This window comes from Paenibacillus mesophilus, from assembly GCF_005938385.1.
GTDB lineage: Bacteria > Bacillota > Bacilli > Paenibacillales > NBRC-103111 > Paenibacillus_AB > Paenibacillus_AB mesophilus.
In genome coordinates this window covers 22,230-38,586 of sequence record NZ_VCRA01000024.1, presented here as the reverse complement: position 1 = coordinate 38,586, position 16,357 = coordinate 22,230, and the positions used below count along the sequence as shown (strand labels likewise).

The 16,357-nt window shown below is 54.1% G+C and carries 10 protein-coding genes; 7 read left to right on the top strand and 3 right to left on the bottom strand.

Going from position 1 to position 16,357, the window contains the following annotated elements:
* Positions 1-47 precede the first annotated feature (47 nt).
* Positions 48-2,885: a stalk domain-containing protein gene (locus tag FE783_RS28890; RefSeq protein ID WP_158302085.1), complete on the top strand. Its 2,838-nt coding sequence runs from the start codon at positions 48-50 to the stop codon at positions 2,883-2,885.
* Between the two features lie 84 nt (positions 2,886-2,969).
* Here FE783_RS28890 and FE783_RS28885 read toward each other — a convergent pair whose 3' ends face one another.
* Together FE783_RS28885 and FE783_RS28880 are read right to left on the bottom strand one after the other, a co-directional pair.
* Complete coding sequence (locus FE783_RS28885) at positions 2,970-3,785, bottom strand: AraC family transcriptional regulator (RefSeq protein WP_138882863.1); 816 nt, start codon at positions 3,783-3,785, stop codon at positions 2,970-2,972.
* A gap of 222 nt (positions 3,786-4,007) precedes the next feature.
* Positions 4,008-5,078, bottom strand: a complete 1,071-nt coding sequence (locus tag FE783_RS28880; RefSeq protein ID WP_138882862.1) for a cytochrome D1 domain-containing protein — start codon at positions 5,076-5,078, stop codon at positions 4,008-4,010.
* A gap of 138 nt (positions 5,079-5,216) precedes the next feature.
* On the opposite strand from FE783_RS28880, the gene FE783_RS28875 reads away from it, so the two are divergent.
* Genes FE783_RS28875 through FE783_RS28860 form a run of 4 tightly spaced genes read left to right on the top strand, consistent with a single transcriptional unit; the run spans position 5,217 to position 7,998 of the window.
* Positions 5,217-6,182, top strand: coding sequence for a sulfurtransferase (locus FE783_RS28875; protein WP_138882861.1), 966 nt, complete (start codon positions 5,217-5,219; stop codon positions 6,180-6,182).
* 13 nt (positions 6,183-6,195) lie between these two features.
* Positions 6,196-6,591, top strand: coding sequence for a rhodanese-like domain-containing protein (locus tag FE783_RS28870; protein ID WP_138882860.1), 396 nt, complete (start codon positions 6,196-6,198; stop codon positions 6,589-6,591).
* Positions 6,588-6,848 (top strand): sulfurtransferase TusA family protein, encoded by a 261-nt coding sequence (locus FE783_RS28865; protein WP_138882859.1) that lies wholly within the window; start codon positions 6,588-6,590, stop codon positions 6,846-6,848. The genes FE783_RS28870 and FE783_RS28865 overlap by 4 nt, the downstream gene beginning before the upstream one ends.
* 31 nt (positions 6,849-6,879) lie before the next feature.
* On the top strand, positions 6,880-7,998 hold the full coding sequence (locus tag FE783_RS28860; protein WP_138882858.1) for a YeeE/YedE family protein: 1,119 nt from the start codon (positions 6,880-6,882) through the stop codon (positions 7,996-7,998).
* A gap of 891 nt (positions 7,999-8,889) precedes the next feature.
* Here FE783_RS28860 and FE783_RS28855 read toward each other — a convergent pair.
* On the bottom strand, positions 8,890-9,714 hold the full coding sequence (locus tag FE783_RS28855) for a helix-turn-helix domain-containing protein (protein WP_138882857.1): 825 nt from the start codon (positions 9,712-9,714) through the stop codon (positions 8,890-8,892).
* Positions 9,715-9,842: 128 nt separating this feature from the next.
* Between FE783_RS28855 and FE783_RS28850 the strand changes: the two genes are divergently transcribed.
* Positions 9,843-11,144 carry an ABC transporter substrate-binding protein gene (locus tag FE783_RS28850; RefSeq protein WP_158302084.1) on the top strand — a complete coding sequence of 434 codons (1,302 nt, stop codon included), beginning with the start codon at positions 9,843-9,845 and terminating at the stop codon, positions 11,142-11,144.
* A gap of 139 nt (positions 11,145-11,283) precedes the next feature.
* Positions 11,284-16,272 (top strand): cadherin domain-containing protein, encoded by a 4,989-nt coding sequence (locus tag FE783_RS28845; RefSeq protein ID WP_138882855.1) that lies wholly within the window; start codon positions 11,284-11,286, stop codon positions 16,270-16,272.
* Positions 16,273-16,357: the final 85 nt, after the last annotated feature.

Below are 16,357 nucleotides of genomic sequence, written 5' to 3'. Positions count from 1 at the left end.
CAACAAATGAAAGCGCTATCTCCAATTCGGGAAAGGAGCTTCCGCGAATGAATCGGGTATGGAACAGTCAATATGGACGCCGGATGAGCTTTATTCTGATCGTATGCCTGCTGCTGCAGACGTTCGGTGTCGTCTCTGCGGCGGCGGAGGAAGGCGATGCGGAATCGCCCATGCCGGGAGTCAGCATCACCTTCGACATGTATTCGGATATTTCCGAGGCGAACCTGGTCCTCGGCGGCGGATCGTCCGTGCTCAGTCTGGATTCCGCCGTTTACCGCGGCGATACCGGGAAAAGCGTCAAAATCAGCGGACGGACGCAGCCGTATAACCGGGTGAAAATCCCGTACGCTTTCGACGGCCTCGATATGCAGGCAGGCAAGCATTACAACATCTCCATGTGGGCCAAGGTCGGCGCGGGCAGCAGCGTGACGAACGGATATTTCTTCCTGTCCGTCGTTACGTATCCGGGAACGAAAGGGCCGTCGGACCCGCCTTATTATTTCGATACGGCGAATAATAAATTTTTGGTCGGCCAGGACGGATGGACGAAGCTTACGCTTCCGTACATGTCGACCGGAAGTGCGGTGTATGGGATTGCCGTCGAGCAGATTGCATCCGGAAGCTGGACCGGAACGGTACCGATCCTTAATATTGACGATGTGGAAATCGTTGAAGTGCCGCCGCCAACCTCGAAGCGAATAACGTTCGATAACGCCTCCAGTTGGCAGCAGGCGAATATCGGAGTCGGCGGCGGACAGCCTACTTGGGGTTTGTCTCTCGACAATACGGTCGTGCACGGTGTATATGGCGGCAAAAGCCTTCATGTCGGCGGACGGACTCAGCTCTATAACCGGATCAAAATCAATGATGCGTTCACAGGGATTGACGTCACCCCGGGAACCCAGTACGACGTGTCCGTGTATGCGAAAGCAGGCGCGGCCAGTCCCGTGAAAGCCGGAACCTTCTATATTTCCGTCATCGATATCGACGGCGCCCTGACCGGCAGCATGTCCTTCTACAACGACAGGGCGAACTACCGGACCTTGGTCACCGATCAGGAATGGATCAAAATTACGCTGCCCTATACGGTCGGAGTCGATCCCCTGTACGGAATTGCCGTCGAGCAAATATCGCTTCCCGGATACACCGGAGTTGTCGGCGATGTGTATTTCGACGATGTAGAACTTGTGAAAACTGGGTTTACGACGGAAATCCCGCCGTCGAGAATACCTCCCAAAGAGATGCAGATCGTCATGGACGGTAAGCCGGTCGTCTACCTGAACGCCAAGCCCGAGGTCAAAAACGGCGTCCCGTTCCTGCAATTACCCAAAACATTTGCCACGTTGAGAGCGGATGTGTCCTGGAACGAGCTGACCCAAACGGCGACCGCCGTGAAATATGGAAGTACGAGCGTGATCGCCGCAGGCGAGTCATATGCGCAAGTGAACGGCGCGGCTGTCGCCTTGGACGCTCCGCCGTATATGAAAGACGGGGTGCTGATGGTGCCGGCGTCGTTCGTTGCGGATGCGCTGGAAGCGACCTTTTCGTGGGATGCGGAAGAGAAGATCGTGACGATCGAATCCAAGAAGGTGAATGTCATCGAGGTCGACACGAGCGAGGTTCGGCAAGAAATATGGGGATTCGGCGCAACGGCCAATGGTCCGGTTCACGATTTGATGAATGCCGATACGCCGACCCGGGAGTTCCTTCTCGATCAACTGTTCGGCATGGAGGATGACCAAGCCGGTCTCTCGATCGTCAGACTGGAGGTGAACCCGTTTACGAAAGATGATCCCGAACCAGGAAATGCGCAGCAAGCCACGATATTGCCGGCGCCGGGAGTGTGGGACTTCGATACGGATCAGCATCAGAGGTGGTTCGCCGATGAAGCCGTCAGCCGTTATCCGGACATGCGGTTCGCCGCCTCGGTATGGAGTCCTCCGGCTTGGATGAAGGACAACGGGTCCGCCGTTCGCGGAGGGCATCTGAAGCCGGAGCACTATGACGAGTTTGCCGAGTACTTGTTGACCTGGGCCAAAACATATAAGGAAGATTACGGATACGACGTACGATGGCTCAGCATCCAAAATGAGCCCGAAGCGTTGATGGACTACGCCTCGGCCATTTATACGGGGCAGGAGATGGGCAGTGTAGTGTCTGTCGTATACGACGCTTTCAAGGCGGATGGAATCGATGTGGGGCTGGGCGCTCCCGAAGGCGGACATCTGGGCTCTTCGTTGAAATTATTGAATCAGATGGACCCGGCGGCGGTGCAAAAGCTGGACTATATCGGTACCCACTTTTATACATGGAATACGTATGACGCGTATAATTACGATTTGCGTTCGTTCCACAAACCGTTGTTCATGATGGAGTACAGCATGCCGAGTCCGAACGATTCGATGATGAACGGGGGACTTGAGGTCGCGGATCAGATCAATGCCGCCATGGAGCAAGGCTATAGCTCGTATCTGTATTGGCTGTTCGTCACAAAGCCCGCCGCGCCGACTTCCGTCGCTTTGCGGGAAGCGCTGGTCAACCTGATGCTGGACGGCACTTATGTGATCAATAAGAGGCTGTATACGATGGGGCAGTACAGCCGGTTCATCCGTCCCGGGGATTACAGCGTGAAGGCGGAAAGCGGCAATAGCAAGGTCACCGTGACTGCGGCCAAAAACACGACAACCGGCAAAGCGGTGCTCGTTGCCGCCAACAGCTCTACGGAGCCGGTAACGGTGACGATCAACGGGATGACCGGACCTGCGGTCTCGGTATTCCGGACGAGCGACACGGAAAACATTGCGGCTATCGGAAGCTTAGCGACAGGCGGCGGCAGCTTCGCCTACACGCTTGCGCCGAAGAGTGTGACGACGTTCGTCGAGTAGACAGCGACGGTGCGATACGAGAAGGAGACTGCCCATTATCCGGCAGTCTCCTATTTGTTGTCCGTTAGCGATTCGTCTGCGGCTCTACTCTTGTCGGACATAACGCTTGCGAAAATCCATGGGCGTAAATCCGTTCTTTTCTTTAAACACTTTGTCGAAATAATTAATGTTGCAAAACCCGCAAAGCTCGGCAATCTCGGTGATGGATCTCTCCTCGTCGAGCAGCAGGCGCTTGGCGTGGTCGATGCGCAGCTGGATCAAATATTGAACGGGCGGCAGGCCAAACACTTTTTTGAACAGGCTCGAAAAATAATAAAGGTTCATGTTCACTTTTTTGCAGACCGTTTCCATGTATACTTTATCGGCTAGATGCTCTTCCATGTAGTCGATCGCCGGCTTCAGCCGCATGTATTGGTTTGCGTATTGGTGAGGAGGGTTACTGGTCAATTCTTGCTGATATAACCGCAGCATGGGGACGATGATCCTGAACAGGCAAGAAAGAATGCTGTATTCATACCCGACTTGCCCATGCGTGTATTCCAGGTAAGCCTTCTCCATCTCGACATTCAGTTCCGTCCACAGCGGATGGGAGTCGGCATACCGGTTGGCAACCTTATTCGATCTGAGAAATAGGGACAGCAAGTGCCGGATTTCCAAATTTTCCAAGGAATACAATAGCGCTATATCGAAAACCATCCCTTGAATGGCGCAGTTGATTCCGGGAGAAGAAGTAACGGAATGAATCTGACAGCTGTTGATAAAATAGATTTCTCCGGTCTCGGCGGTGAAGCTATGTTGATCGATTTGGAACTGCACCGGTCCTTGTATAATTTTGATCAGCTCAAAATGTTCATGCCAATGGGAAGAGACAAGAACCGAGCGATCACGCTGTATGCTCATTTTGAATGGAAAACGCTTTCCTTCAAACGTCTCGATTTTCTTGTTTGCCGCTGAAAGAATGGGGTGACCTCCTCTCGCTTACGAGATACAGGCAGCATTTCTTTATTATATCACGAAATAACCGGTTATTTAATGAAAAAAACCTTCGAAGCCGCCATTGATGCGGAATCGAAGGTTTTGTGCCGCCAAGCGTTGACACGCGGACGGGGCAGTCAGATTGGGTCAGCAACTGCCGCCGATCCCGGGCAGTGCTTTGATTTGGATCCCGTGAGGAACGGTGCCGACCTTGATCCGTTCTACGGCTTGACGGGTTTGCGTGTCGATGACCGCAACCTCGTTCGAGCCGCTGAGGGTGACGTAAGCTTTCGTCTGCTGCCGGTTGTAGGAAATATGCCTCGCTCCGGCCAATTTATCGATCGTTTGAACCGGCTTGCCGTTCGCCAAGTCTACGAAGGTGACGGCGCTGCCTTCCATCGACGTAACGATCGCGCTTTGACCGTCCTCGGCGACGACGACATCGGTTGCACCCGCAGCAACGGCGATTTTGGATATAAGCTTGCCGTCTTGCGTATTGTACGTCTCCAGCGTACCGTCGCCCGCGCTCGGCACGAACAGCTTCTTGCCGTCGTCGCTTACTTTGACGGCGCGCGGCGTTTTGCCGGTCGGGATCGTCAGGACGGTCTGCTTCGTCTTCACGTTGACGACGTATACTTTGTTGTTCTCGTGGTCGCTTATATATAACCGGTCGCCGAACAAGCTCATATAGTTCGTCTTGGCGCCAGTGCCGAGATCGATCGTGCCGGCTTCTTTCCGTTCCTTCGTGTCGACGAGATAGACGAACTGGTCGGCCACGGCGGCTACATAGAGCGTCTTGTTGTCCGGAGACAGCACCATGCCGTGCGGCATCGGACCGACGGGCACTTCCTTCTCCACCTTGAGCGTTTGCGTATTAATAATGGAAACGGTGCTGCTGTTCATATTGGCCGCGTACGCTTCCCGCATCGTACTGGAGAAAACTACGGTCGACGGCGCCTCGGATAGCTTGACGGTACCGACTACTTTACCGGTAGGCACGTCGATGACCGACAAATTGTTTTCTTTCTCGCTTGGCACATAGAACTGGACGGCCGTCAGCTTGCCCGCTTCAGGCTGCGCCGCCGCCGCCGATTCGCCCGTTTTGCCGCCTCCCGCAGCGAGCCTCGCCTTCGCCTGTTCTTTCGTTTCCATGGCGCAGCCGCTTAGCAGCATCGCCATAATGACTCCCGCCGCAATTAGCTTCTTATTCGCTCTCATTCGAATTCTCCTAACCCGCTCTTTGCTGAAATGTTCCCGAAAAATTAAACCTTGTAAATCACTAGGGATAGATGTATTATACAGGTGAACTCATAATTGTTGCAAGACGCTTCAGACACGGAGGGGAGAAAGAAACACATGAAAAGTAAACTGGCCATTCTGTCATTAGTACTTCTGGCAGGAATAACCGCCGCTTGCGGCAACAAGCCCGAGAGCAGCCCGACGAACGCATCCGGGGGCACAGGCGGCAATAAAACGGCGCAAGAAACGAAAGCGTCCGATACGTATGCGAACGCGCAGCTGCTCGCCGACGTGAAATGGGTAGAGGAGCATTTGAAGGACGGGAAAGTCAAAATTATCGACGCGCGGTCCAAAGGCTACGAGCAAGGACATATTCCGGGAGCCGTATCGGTCAGCTCGGGACTGCTCAAAGATCCGAAAAACCCGACGATTATTTCCAAAGAAACGTTTACCGAGCTGTTCCAAAAAGCCGGCATCAACAGCGATACTACCGTACTCGTCTACGATGAAGGCGGGGCCGGGAACGCCGCTACCCGCATTTTTTACGGCTTGGAATATTACGGCATGAAGGATAAAGTCAAAGTGCTGAACGGCGGAATACTCGCTTGGACGACAGCCGGCAAGGAGCTGTCGACCGAAACGCCTACCGTAGCCAAAGGCAACTTCACGGCTCAGCCGAACGACAAGCTGATCACGACGAAAGCCCAACTGCTCTCCGCTAATCTGGCGCAATGCACGCTGCTCGACGCGCGCTCGGCCAAAGAATATTCCGGCGAAGATTTGCGCGGCAACAAGAACGGCGGTCACGTGAACGGTGCGATCAATACGGAGTGGAGCGAAGCGATCGATCAGACGCCGGCGGACGGGGTACCGAAGTTCAAGAACAACAAAGACTTGAGTGCGATTTATACGAAAGCCGGAGTGACCGACAAAGAAAAGACGATTATACCGTACTGCCAGACGAACATTCGTGGAGCGCATTCCTATTTTACACTACGTCTGCTCGGATTTAAAGATATTCGTCCGTATGAAGGCTCGATGCAGGAATGGGCAAACAGCGACGACGCACCGTTGGTGAAGTAAGGAGGATACAGGCATGGCTGAACGGATAGAAAACGTATCCCACCTGGACTGGCGGGAGCTGAAGGAAGCATTGACGGATACGGAAAGGGCGGCGATCGTGATCGACGTCCGGGAGCCGGAGGAATACGAGGAGGCGCATATCGCCGGTCTTCCGCTTATTCCGATGGGCGACATCATCGACTGGACGGAGAAGCTCGACCCCGAGCGGGAGTACGTATTCGTCTGCAGGAGCGGCCGGAGAAGCTTTGAGGTCGCCAAATATTTTCAGAACAACGGCTTCGGCAATGTGCACAATTTCGCCGGAGGGATGCTCAGCTGGGCGGGGGAAGGAAATCCGACGGAAGGCGGACCCGCCGAGCTGATCGAAAGCTACGGGTTGGACAAAACGGAAGGGGAGAACAAATCATGAGCTTGAGCGAACAACAGCTTCTCGAATTGAAACCCGATCATGTCGTCGATGCGGTCGGTGAAGTATGCCCGCATACGTTGAACTTGGCTTTGGCCGGTCTGAAGAAAGCGAAACCGGGGGAAATCGTCGTGGAGATTACGGACCACAGCATCGCGACGAAGACGATTCCGGCCGCGGTGAAGATGAACAAGATCGGCGAGTTTTTGGGTGTCGCGAAGAAAGGCGGCCAATATCACATTTTCGTCAAGAAATCATAACGCATAACGTACAAAAGGAAGGTTGGCCGTAATGGCATATACTTGGGACGTCTTTTTGCTGGCTGCTTTCTTCGGCTTCGCATACGGCTTCTTGCTGCAAAAGGCGGATTTTTGCTTTGTCGCTTCGATCCGCGACTGGATCAGCGTCAGGGACACGCGCATTTTGAACGGCGTGCTCGTGCTGATGGCAACGGCGCTGCTCGGCTGGGCGATCGTGCTGACGACCGGCGCCAAAGGGATCGCGGACGTATGGACGGTCCCGATCGGCGGCGCCAACCTGCTCGGCGGCATCTTGTTCGGCATCGGCATGACGATTGCCGGCGGCTGCGGCTCCGGAACGCTGTACCGGTGCGGGATGGGGTATGTGCAGTTCTGGATCGTGCTTGTATTCGCCATCGCCGGCAATCTGCTGTTCGCCCTGCTGTATGATCCGTGGGGACGCGACGCGATCGAACCGATGACGGTTGTCGATTCGGGCTATACGCTGTACAGCTTGCCGCTGCCGGTGTACGCGATTCCGCTTGCCATCGTCGTTATTATGGTTGGAATTGCCATCGCCCGCTTCGGTATACGGGGCTTCGCACAGGGCTTCAAGAGCGCCCTGACCGATTGGGAAGGCAATCCGTTCAAGCAGTCGCATTGGGACATACGTCTCGTCGCGTTTCTGATCGGGGTAGTCGCAACAGTACAATTCGCCCTCATGTCAAATGTGGGCATCACCGGGCCGGAGACCCGGATCGGAGCGGTAGCGGTCGCTCAACTGCTCGGGGACGATTTCGTCTTCAACAACACTTACTTGAACGCCTTGTTCGCCGATTTTCCGAAGGTCGGTCTCGGACCGGAGGAAACGCTGGTCATTTTCCTCGTCATCGGTTCGATGTCCGCCGCCCTTCTGAGCGGCAGCTTCAAAATCCGCCTCCCGCGGAAATCGCGTCTGCCGGCCGCCATCTTCGGCGGGCTGCTGATGGGCGTATCGTCCCGGATTGCGCCGGGCTGCAACATCGCCAACGTTATTACCGGCGTAGGCGGGTTGTCGATCAGCAGCGTGCTCGTGCTTGTCGGGATGATCGTAGGCATATTTATCGTCGTGGCGTATGTGTTCAAGATGCCTCTGATGTTGTTCCAGAAGGACGATTCTTTCGGCGCTTGAGCGGACCCGCTTTCGTTCCGGCAGCCGTCGGCTAGAAACATAATCGAAATCCCCGGATGCTTGGGCGTCCGGGGATTTTTGTCGCTAGAATGGTAAAGGTCGGAAAAAAGGTGCAACTGCCCGCCGATAAGGTACATTTGAACATTATTTTGCCACAGAAGCGGCAATCCCGCCGATATAGTGCTCATTTGTACCTTATTCTACTTCCCGAAGTCCCTATTTTGATGAAATGGTGCAACTACGGGATGATAAGGTACATTTGAACATTATCTCGCCGCAGAAACGGCACTCCCGCCGAAATAGTGTACTTTTGAGTCCTATGCAACAAGATCGCATCAGATCTCTTTTTTCAGCCTACCTCACATTCGTCCATAACTGGAAAACGTGCAGCTAAAAATGGCCTAAACGGCAAGATTCACGCATTCTACTGGAAAAGATGCAGTTATTTCGCTGCGAAAACGGGGAATGGCGCCGATACGAGAAAAATAACTGGACTTTTTCCAGTTGGAGAATAAAATAATCGTAGTTTCGCGAAATTAACTGCATCTTTTCCATTTGCTGACGAGAGCGATGCGGGTGGGAATGAACCTGCGGCGCTCTTCAAACGAGATGGCGAACAAAACGTTGGACGCTCTGGGCAAAATAATCGGCAGGGGCAAGGCGCAAGATGCCTCCAGACATGTTGTGCGGCGGAAAGGCCCTTAATTTTGTATACAATAAGATTTAATAGAAGGTATTTCAATACGCAAATCTGTTCTTTATGATGGAGGTAGGCATACGGCGGACAGCGCGCGGCCGTCCGATATGCGCGCGATCATTATGATGGGAAAGCGCTTTAATCGGAAATGGACACGATCCGGCACCAGCGAAGATGGGTATTTGCTGCCGGCCCTATACTCTGTGCGTCCTCCTATAGACGGACGGAGTCAAGTTCAGATGCTTCATGAAAATGCGGCTCAAATAGTAGCCGTTCTGGTAGCCGATGCATTCAGCGATTTGGTCCAACGTCATATTCGTTTCGAGCAGCAAGCTTTTCGCCCGCTCCAGACGGAGCGACGTTAAGTATTGAAGCGGATTGACGCCGAAATCCGCCTTGAATTTTTGCGTGAACCGGACAGGGCTGAACCCTAGGGCGGCGGCGATTTCCTTCAGATCGAACGGATGAAAGGCATGCTTCTGGATCAACATGGCCGCTTTCGTCATGGCCGGGTCGGGCTGCTTGAGCCGGGCGAAGCCGGACGTTTCTCCGAGAGCCGCCTCCAGCTCCTCGGCATAGTGCAGCCACAAGTCCTGCATGTAATGATTGAGAAGCCGTATTCTGCGGGTGTGGTCCAGCAGGCAGGCCCTTCTCATTTTCTCGTAGTTGGCTGAGAGCCGACTTGTGTTTTGCAGACTGATTTTACCGAAGAAGCCGCTTAGCGTTCCGGGGTCCGCCGCTTTCCCGCTCAAGTCCGACCAGTGCAATCGTAAATGGTAGAACGTAAGCGGCGTAATGACCACTCGCCGAAACACCGACTCCGCCGGGCAGAAGACGAGGTCGCCGAACGCGGCGGTACCTTTCTCGCCGTCGATCTCGTAGTAAAAGGAGCCGTCCTCCACCGCGAACACGGTCCAATCGTCATATCGATCCTCGTACAATAAAAATTTGTCTTTGGATGGCCAGTAAATCGAAAAAGTCAAATGCGGAACGTAATCGCTTAACGGAACGGAGCTCATGCGGGCGGCCTCCTGTCGTTAACGGGTTCGTCCGGAACGCGCAAGCCCGGCTTGCGTTCTCCGAACGGGTTGGTTGATTGGCATTGTATCATGAAAGCGTTTAAATGAAAATAACAGGGGGGAATTCGATGAAACGAATCGCGCTTGCATCGATTACCGCATTATCCGTACTTGCCGCCGCAGGCTGCGGCAATCAGGCCGCCGGACCGTCCGGCGACGGGAAGAAGCCGGCCAAAGCCGAGCCCGTCACGCTGCAAATCGCCAGTCAAGGCGCGAGCGTTACGATCGACGATGTGTTCCAGAAGATCGCTCAAGAGCATGTAACCAAAAAATATCCGCACATCACGCTCAATTTCTTGCCGGAAAGCGGACAAACGACACTCGACAATTTGATGGCAAGCGGAACGATTCCGGACATCGTCATCACCTTCAACGGAAACTTGGCTTCCTACAACGATAAAGGGCTTACGTTCGATATGACGCCGTTGTTCAAAACGCATAACGTGGATTTGAGCCGCTTCGAGCCGAACTATATCGATGACGTCAAAAACGCTTCCAGCAAGGGCGAGATGTACGGGCTTCCGTTCAACGTAAACTACCACGCGCTTTACTACAACAAGGACATCTTCGATAAATTCGGCGTGGAGTATCCGAAGGACGGCATGACGTGGGAGCAGCTGATCGCGCTGGCGAGACGCGTGACGCGGACGGAAGGGTCGGTTCAATACCGCGGGCTCGATCCGGGTTCTACCGTCATCTGGATGTCCCAGCCTCTCGGAATCGCAACGCTCGATCCGGTTACGGATAAAGCGACGATGACGACCGACAAGTGGAAGCGGGTGTTCGAGCTGGCCAAGTCGATCTACGATATTCCCGGCAACGGCTTCATCTCCACCGGTCCAAGGGATCAGTTCTTGAAGACGAAGACGCTCGCCATGCTGCTCGAGCTGAACATTTTGACCCAATTGACGAGCGCCGACGCGAGCGGAATGAACTGGGACATCACCCAATACCCGAACTATACGGAGAAGCCGAATACGTATGGGAACGCCAGCGTCTATGTGATGATCGCGAGCAAGACTGGCAAATATTTGAACGAGGCGACGCAGGTGATGGATCTCATTTCCTCCGAGGAAGTGCAGATGGCTTTGTCGAAGAAAGGCAGGCTGTCACCGCTTAAGAGCGAGCAGGTGAAAAAAGCTCTCGGCTCGGACAATGCGCAGCTGAAAGACAAGAAGCTGCCGAGCGTATTCAAAAGCAATCCCGTCCCGTATCCGAAAGCTTCGGTATACAGATCGAAGGCCGAAGGGCTCGTCAGCACGAAGTTCCGGCAATTCGTAAACGGAGAATTCGACGTCAACACGGCATTGAAGCAAGCCGATGAGGAAATCAACAAAATGGTCGAGGCGGAGAAGGGGAAGACCAAATAACGTTCGATCCCGGCAGGCGGATAATCCGTCTGCCTATTTTGTTTAGAATTTGTAGAGTGCCTCTCTGGTATGATGATCGGTGATGCGGGTCTTAAGGACTAATCGTGTCGAAACCGAACAACTTAAGAGGTGAAAGTGATTGAAGAGAAGAAATCGATATGATCTCAAAAAGGCGATAGGCATGCTGCTGCTCGCCGTAGTTGTTGCCGCAAGCGGACTGGCTGTCGTGCCTTCCGGGGGCGTTCAGGCTATCCCTGCGCCGGCTCCGAAGCTGCAGACGCTCGTATTCTCGGACCAAAACAGCCGAGATTTGCCGTTCAGAGGCGTTACGCTCGTATCATCACCGAATGAAACTACATTCAATATCCGGTTTTTCGAGGATACGCAGACCGCCCGAATTACGGCGCTTCCCGTCAATCCCGGAGATACGGTGAAGGTGACGCTGGACAATACCGATACCGTCACTCAGCAGGGCGGTGTGACGAACTACGACATCCCTGTGACGCTGGATTCGAGTCAATTGAAAATAAAAGTTATCGATGCGTCCAACTCCAGCAATTTCGGGGAGTACACGGTAAACTTGCACGTATCGATGTGGGGAAACGGTACGGTCGACGATCCGTTTCGGATCTGGACGGTGAAGCAATTCCTGTTGTTGAAAGATTACCCTTGGCCTCATAACAACAATTCTGCCTACAAGCTGATGGCCGATCTCGATCTGTCCAGCTATATTGGATCCAAAACGCCCATAAATAGGGGCTGGCAGCCGATCAATTTCTACGGTAATTTCGATGGGAATGGAAAAACAATCAGCGGTCTATGGACCGATCGCTCCCCCTCCGATTCTAATGTAGGATTATTCGGGCAGATCGGAGGTTCTGCGGACATCCAAAATATGAAGCTCATGATCGGCCTATACGGGGTCAACGGATATAACACGGTCGGCGGACTTGTCGGAAGGATGGATTCGGGGGCCAAAGTATCGAATGTTTCCGTAATTGGAAATGTTACTAATTCAAGTATAACCGAAGGCTCCTATACCGGCGGGGTCGTAGGTTCAAATAATTCCGGAACGATCGACAAAGCCCTCTTCAATGGGATTGTTGTAGGCGGAGGGAATGTTGGCGGCATCGTTGGCTATCATACAGGCGCCGGGCCGATGACCCGAAGTGCGGCTATAGGCAATGTTTTGGCTAATGGCGATAATGCTGGAGGCTTAATCGGCAGGATGCAAACAGGTACGGTCTCGGAAAGCTTTTCCGGTGGCACTGTTCAAGGTGTAAATCAGATAGGCGGCTTGATCGGGCTAATTGAAAACGGCACAATTACGGATGCATACTCATCAACAAGTGCCTTTGGTTTCAACTATGTGGGAGGACTGGCAGGCAAGATGGCTAGCGCTACTATAAGCAATGTTTATGCTACCGGTTTTGTGCAAAGCCTCGGTTCCCCTAAGGGCGGGCTAGTAGGAGGCTCCAACAGCGAGCCGGACGCTCCCGCCGGGTCGATAACATCCAGCTACTGGAATAAGGATACGACTGGACAAACGACGAGCAGGGGAGCCGGAGATGCCAAGACGACGACGGAGATGCAGCAGCAAAGCACGTTCGAGCAATGGGATTTTACGAACGTATGGATGATTCGGCCGAATCAATCTCCCGTATTGAAGTGGCTGTTCCCGAATCAAGCGCCGACCGGGTTGAATTTGTCTGCGGTGTCGATAACGGAAAATAAAAGTTCGGGAACCGTAATCGGCACGTTCAGCACGACGGACCCGGACGCGAGCGATACATTCGCCTATAGCTTGGTTCCGGGTACCGGAAGCGACGACAACGGCAGCTTCTCGATTTCCGGCGGCGCGCTCGTTACGAATGCGGTGTTCGATTACGAAACGAAAAAGGAGTACAAAATCCGCGTTCAAACTATGGATTCGGGGAACCTCACCTTCGAGAAAGCACTCACGATCACCGTCGCCGACGTGAAGGAAGCGCCGACCGATGTGACGTTGAGTGGCGCGACAGTTGTAGAGAATGCTCCGATCGGTACTCCTGTCGGCACGCTAGGAAACGTCGATCCGGACGCGGGCGAGACGTACATATACCAACTGGTAAGCGGCACAGGAGATACGGACAACGGCAGCTTCACGATTGTCGGCAATATGCTGCAGACGTCCGAAGCTTTCAACTATGAAGCGAAAAATTCGTACAGTATTCGCGTCAGCGTAAGCGATGCGGTGTACACATACGCGAAACCATTCACGATCACCGTCACGGATGTGAAGGAAGCGCCCACGGATATTACGCTATCAGGTGCGATCGTTGCGGAGAATGCCCCGATCGGTACGCCGGTCGGAACTCTTGGCAGCGTCGATCAGGATGCAGGCGAGACGTATACGTACCAATTTGCCAGCGGCACAGGAGACACGGACAACGGCAGCTTTGCCATCGTCGGCAATATGCTGCAGACGACAGCCTCTTTTGATTACGAAACGAAACAGTCGTACAGCATTCGCGTCAGCGTAAACGATGCAGTTTACAGCTACTCGAAATCGTTCGCCATTCTCGTACAAGATGTGGCCGAATCGCCGACCGAGCTTATGCTGTCGCATGCATCGACAGCGGAAAACGCCCCGATCGGTACGCCTGTCGGTACTTTCGCCTCATCGGCACCCAATGCGGGCAGCGTCAATCTCGTTGCTTTGACAGCGGGAGCAGGCGATGCCGACAATGCCAACTTTACGATCGACGGGACGATCTTGAGAACGAACGCTTCTTTCGATTATGAATCCAGAACGAGCTACAACATTCGCGTACAAGTGTTGGATTCCGTGTACGGTGCCGTCTACAGCTACGCGAAACCGTTCGTAATCTCGATTACGGATGTGAAAGAAGCACCGACGGCCCTCGCGCTGGACGGAGCAACGATAGCGGAGAACGCGCCTATAGGCACCCGAATCGGAGCATTCAGCGCGACCGATCCGGACCAAGGAGAGACATACACGTACCAACTGGTAAGCGGCGAAGGAAGTGAAGACAACGCCGGCTTTACGATCGACGGCAATGTGCTGCGTGCAGCGGCTTCGTTCGATTACGAGACGAAATCGTCCTACCGTATACGAGCAAGTGTAAGTGACTCCGTCTACAGTTATGCGAAACCGTTCGTAATCTCCATTACAGATGTGAAGGAAGCACCGACGGCCCTAGCGCTGGACGGAGCAACGATAGCGGAGAACGCGTCTGTCGGCACTCGAATCGGAGCATTTAGCGTAACCGATCCCGACCAAGGAGAAACCTACACGTACCAATTGGTCAGCGGTGAGGGAAGCGAAGACAACACCAGCTTTACGATCGACGGCAATGTGCTGCGTGCAGCGGCTTCGTTCGATTACGTGATGAAATCGTCCTACCGTATTCGAGCAAGTGTAAGTGATTCCGTCAACAGCTACGCAAAACCGTTCGTGATCTCGATTACGGATGTGAAGGAAGCGCCGACGGCGCTCACTTTGGACGGAACGACGATAACGGAGAACGCGCCTATCGGCACCCGGATCGGAACCTTCAGCGCGACCGATCCGGACCAAGGAGAGACGTACACGTACCAAATGGTCAGCGGCGAAGGAAGCGAAGACAACGCAAGCTTTACGATTGATGGCAATGTGCTGAAGGCAGCAGTAACGTTCGACTATGAGACGAAGAACAAGTACACGATTCGAGTATGGGTAAGCGATGGTACGCTCTTCTATGAGAAACCATTCACGGTAACAGTTACCGATGTGGTAGAAACTCCAGGAGGTTCGGGCGGCGGAGGCGGCGGTCCTACGGAAGAGCCGGGCAATCCTCCCGAGACACCTACGCCGTCGACTCCTGCACCCAGCAATCCGGGAGTCGAGGTGATCGTAAACGGAGACCGCCAAAACCAATTGGCCCAAGCGAAGGTAGAGGAAAGCGGTGGACAGCGGACGATCGTCGTCACGCTCGATCCGGACAAAATCGCTTTCCGCATCGGGCAAGAGGGAACAGGTGCAGTCATTACGATTCCGGTCACCGTACAAGCGGATAAAGTAGCCGGCGAGCTGAACGGCGCCATCGTCAAGCTGATGGAAGGCAAGCAAGCCGTCCTCGTGATCGATACCGGCAGCGCCAGCTACACGCTGCCTGCCGCGCAAATTAATATTGACGACGTATCCAAGCTGTTCGGCGAGCAGCTGTCGCTTGCGGATATCCGGGTGAGGGTGGAAATTTCCGCAGCGTCGGCGGAGCAATCCGGGCTGTTAAACCGGACGGCGGGGGAGCAAGCTTTTACTCCGATCGTAACGCCGGTCAACTTCACCGTTACGGCTACCTACGATGGCGAAACTGTGGAGATTAAGACATTTACGGCGTATGTCGAGCGCGAAATCAAGCTGCCGGACGGCATCGATCCGAGCAAGATTACGACCGGGATCGTGATCAACCCGGACGGCACCGTTACCCACGTGCCGACGTACATCGTCGAAAGAGACGGAAAATGGTATGCGAGAATCAACAGCTTGACGAACAGTCCGTATTCGGTCATCTGGAATCCGCAGTCTTTCGCTGACACTGCGCGCCATTGGGCCGAAAGCATCATCAACGACATGGCGTCGCGCAAAGTCGTGAACGGCGTTGACGGCCGGAGATTCGAGCCGGATTTGTCCATTACGCGTGCCGAATTCGCGGCGATCGCCGTACGGGCGCTGGGACTCGGAGACAATGGCGGCAGCAGACGGTTCAGCGATGTGTTGGAAGGCGATTGGTACTACGGGGCAGTGAGCAAGGCATGGGAATACGGACTCATCGAGGGATTCGAGGACGGAACGTTCCAGCCCGGGCAGATGATTACCCGCGAGCAGGCGATGGTCATGCTGCGCAAGGCGATGAAGCTGGCCGGACTGCAAACGGCCGTTCAGGATGCGGAACGTGTGCTGGCATCGTATCCGGATTCGAATCAGATTGCCACTTGGGCCAAAGACAGCGTAGCGGCTGCCGTGTCAGCCGGTTTGGTCCAAGGCAGGGAGTCGGGAATTGCGCCGAAGCAGACGATCACCCGCGCGGAAACGGCAAAGCTCGTTTACGAATTGCTGATAAGCGCGAAGCTGATCAATAAATAAGACATATAGCCGCAAGCCGGACGATCGTCTCGACGATTGTCCGGCTTGTACGTTTTGAAGGCTGTATGCGAGGCGGCTCGTATCA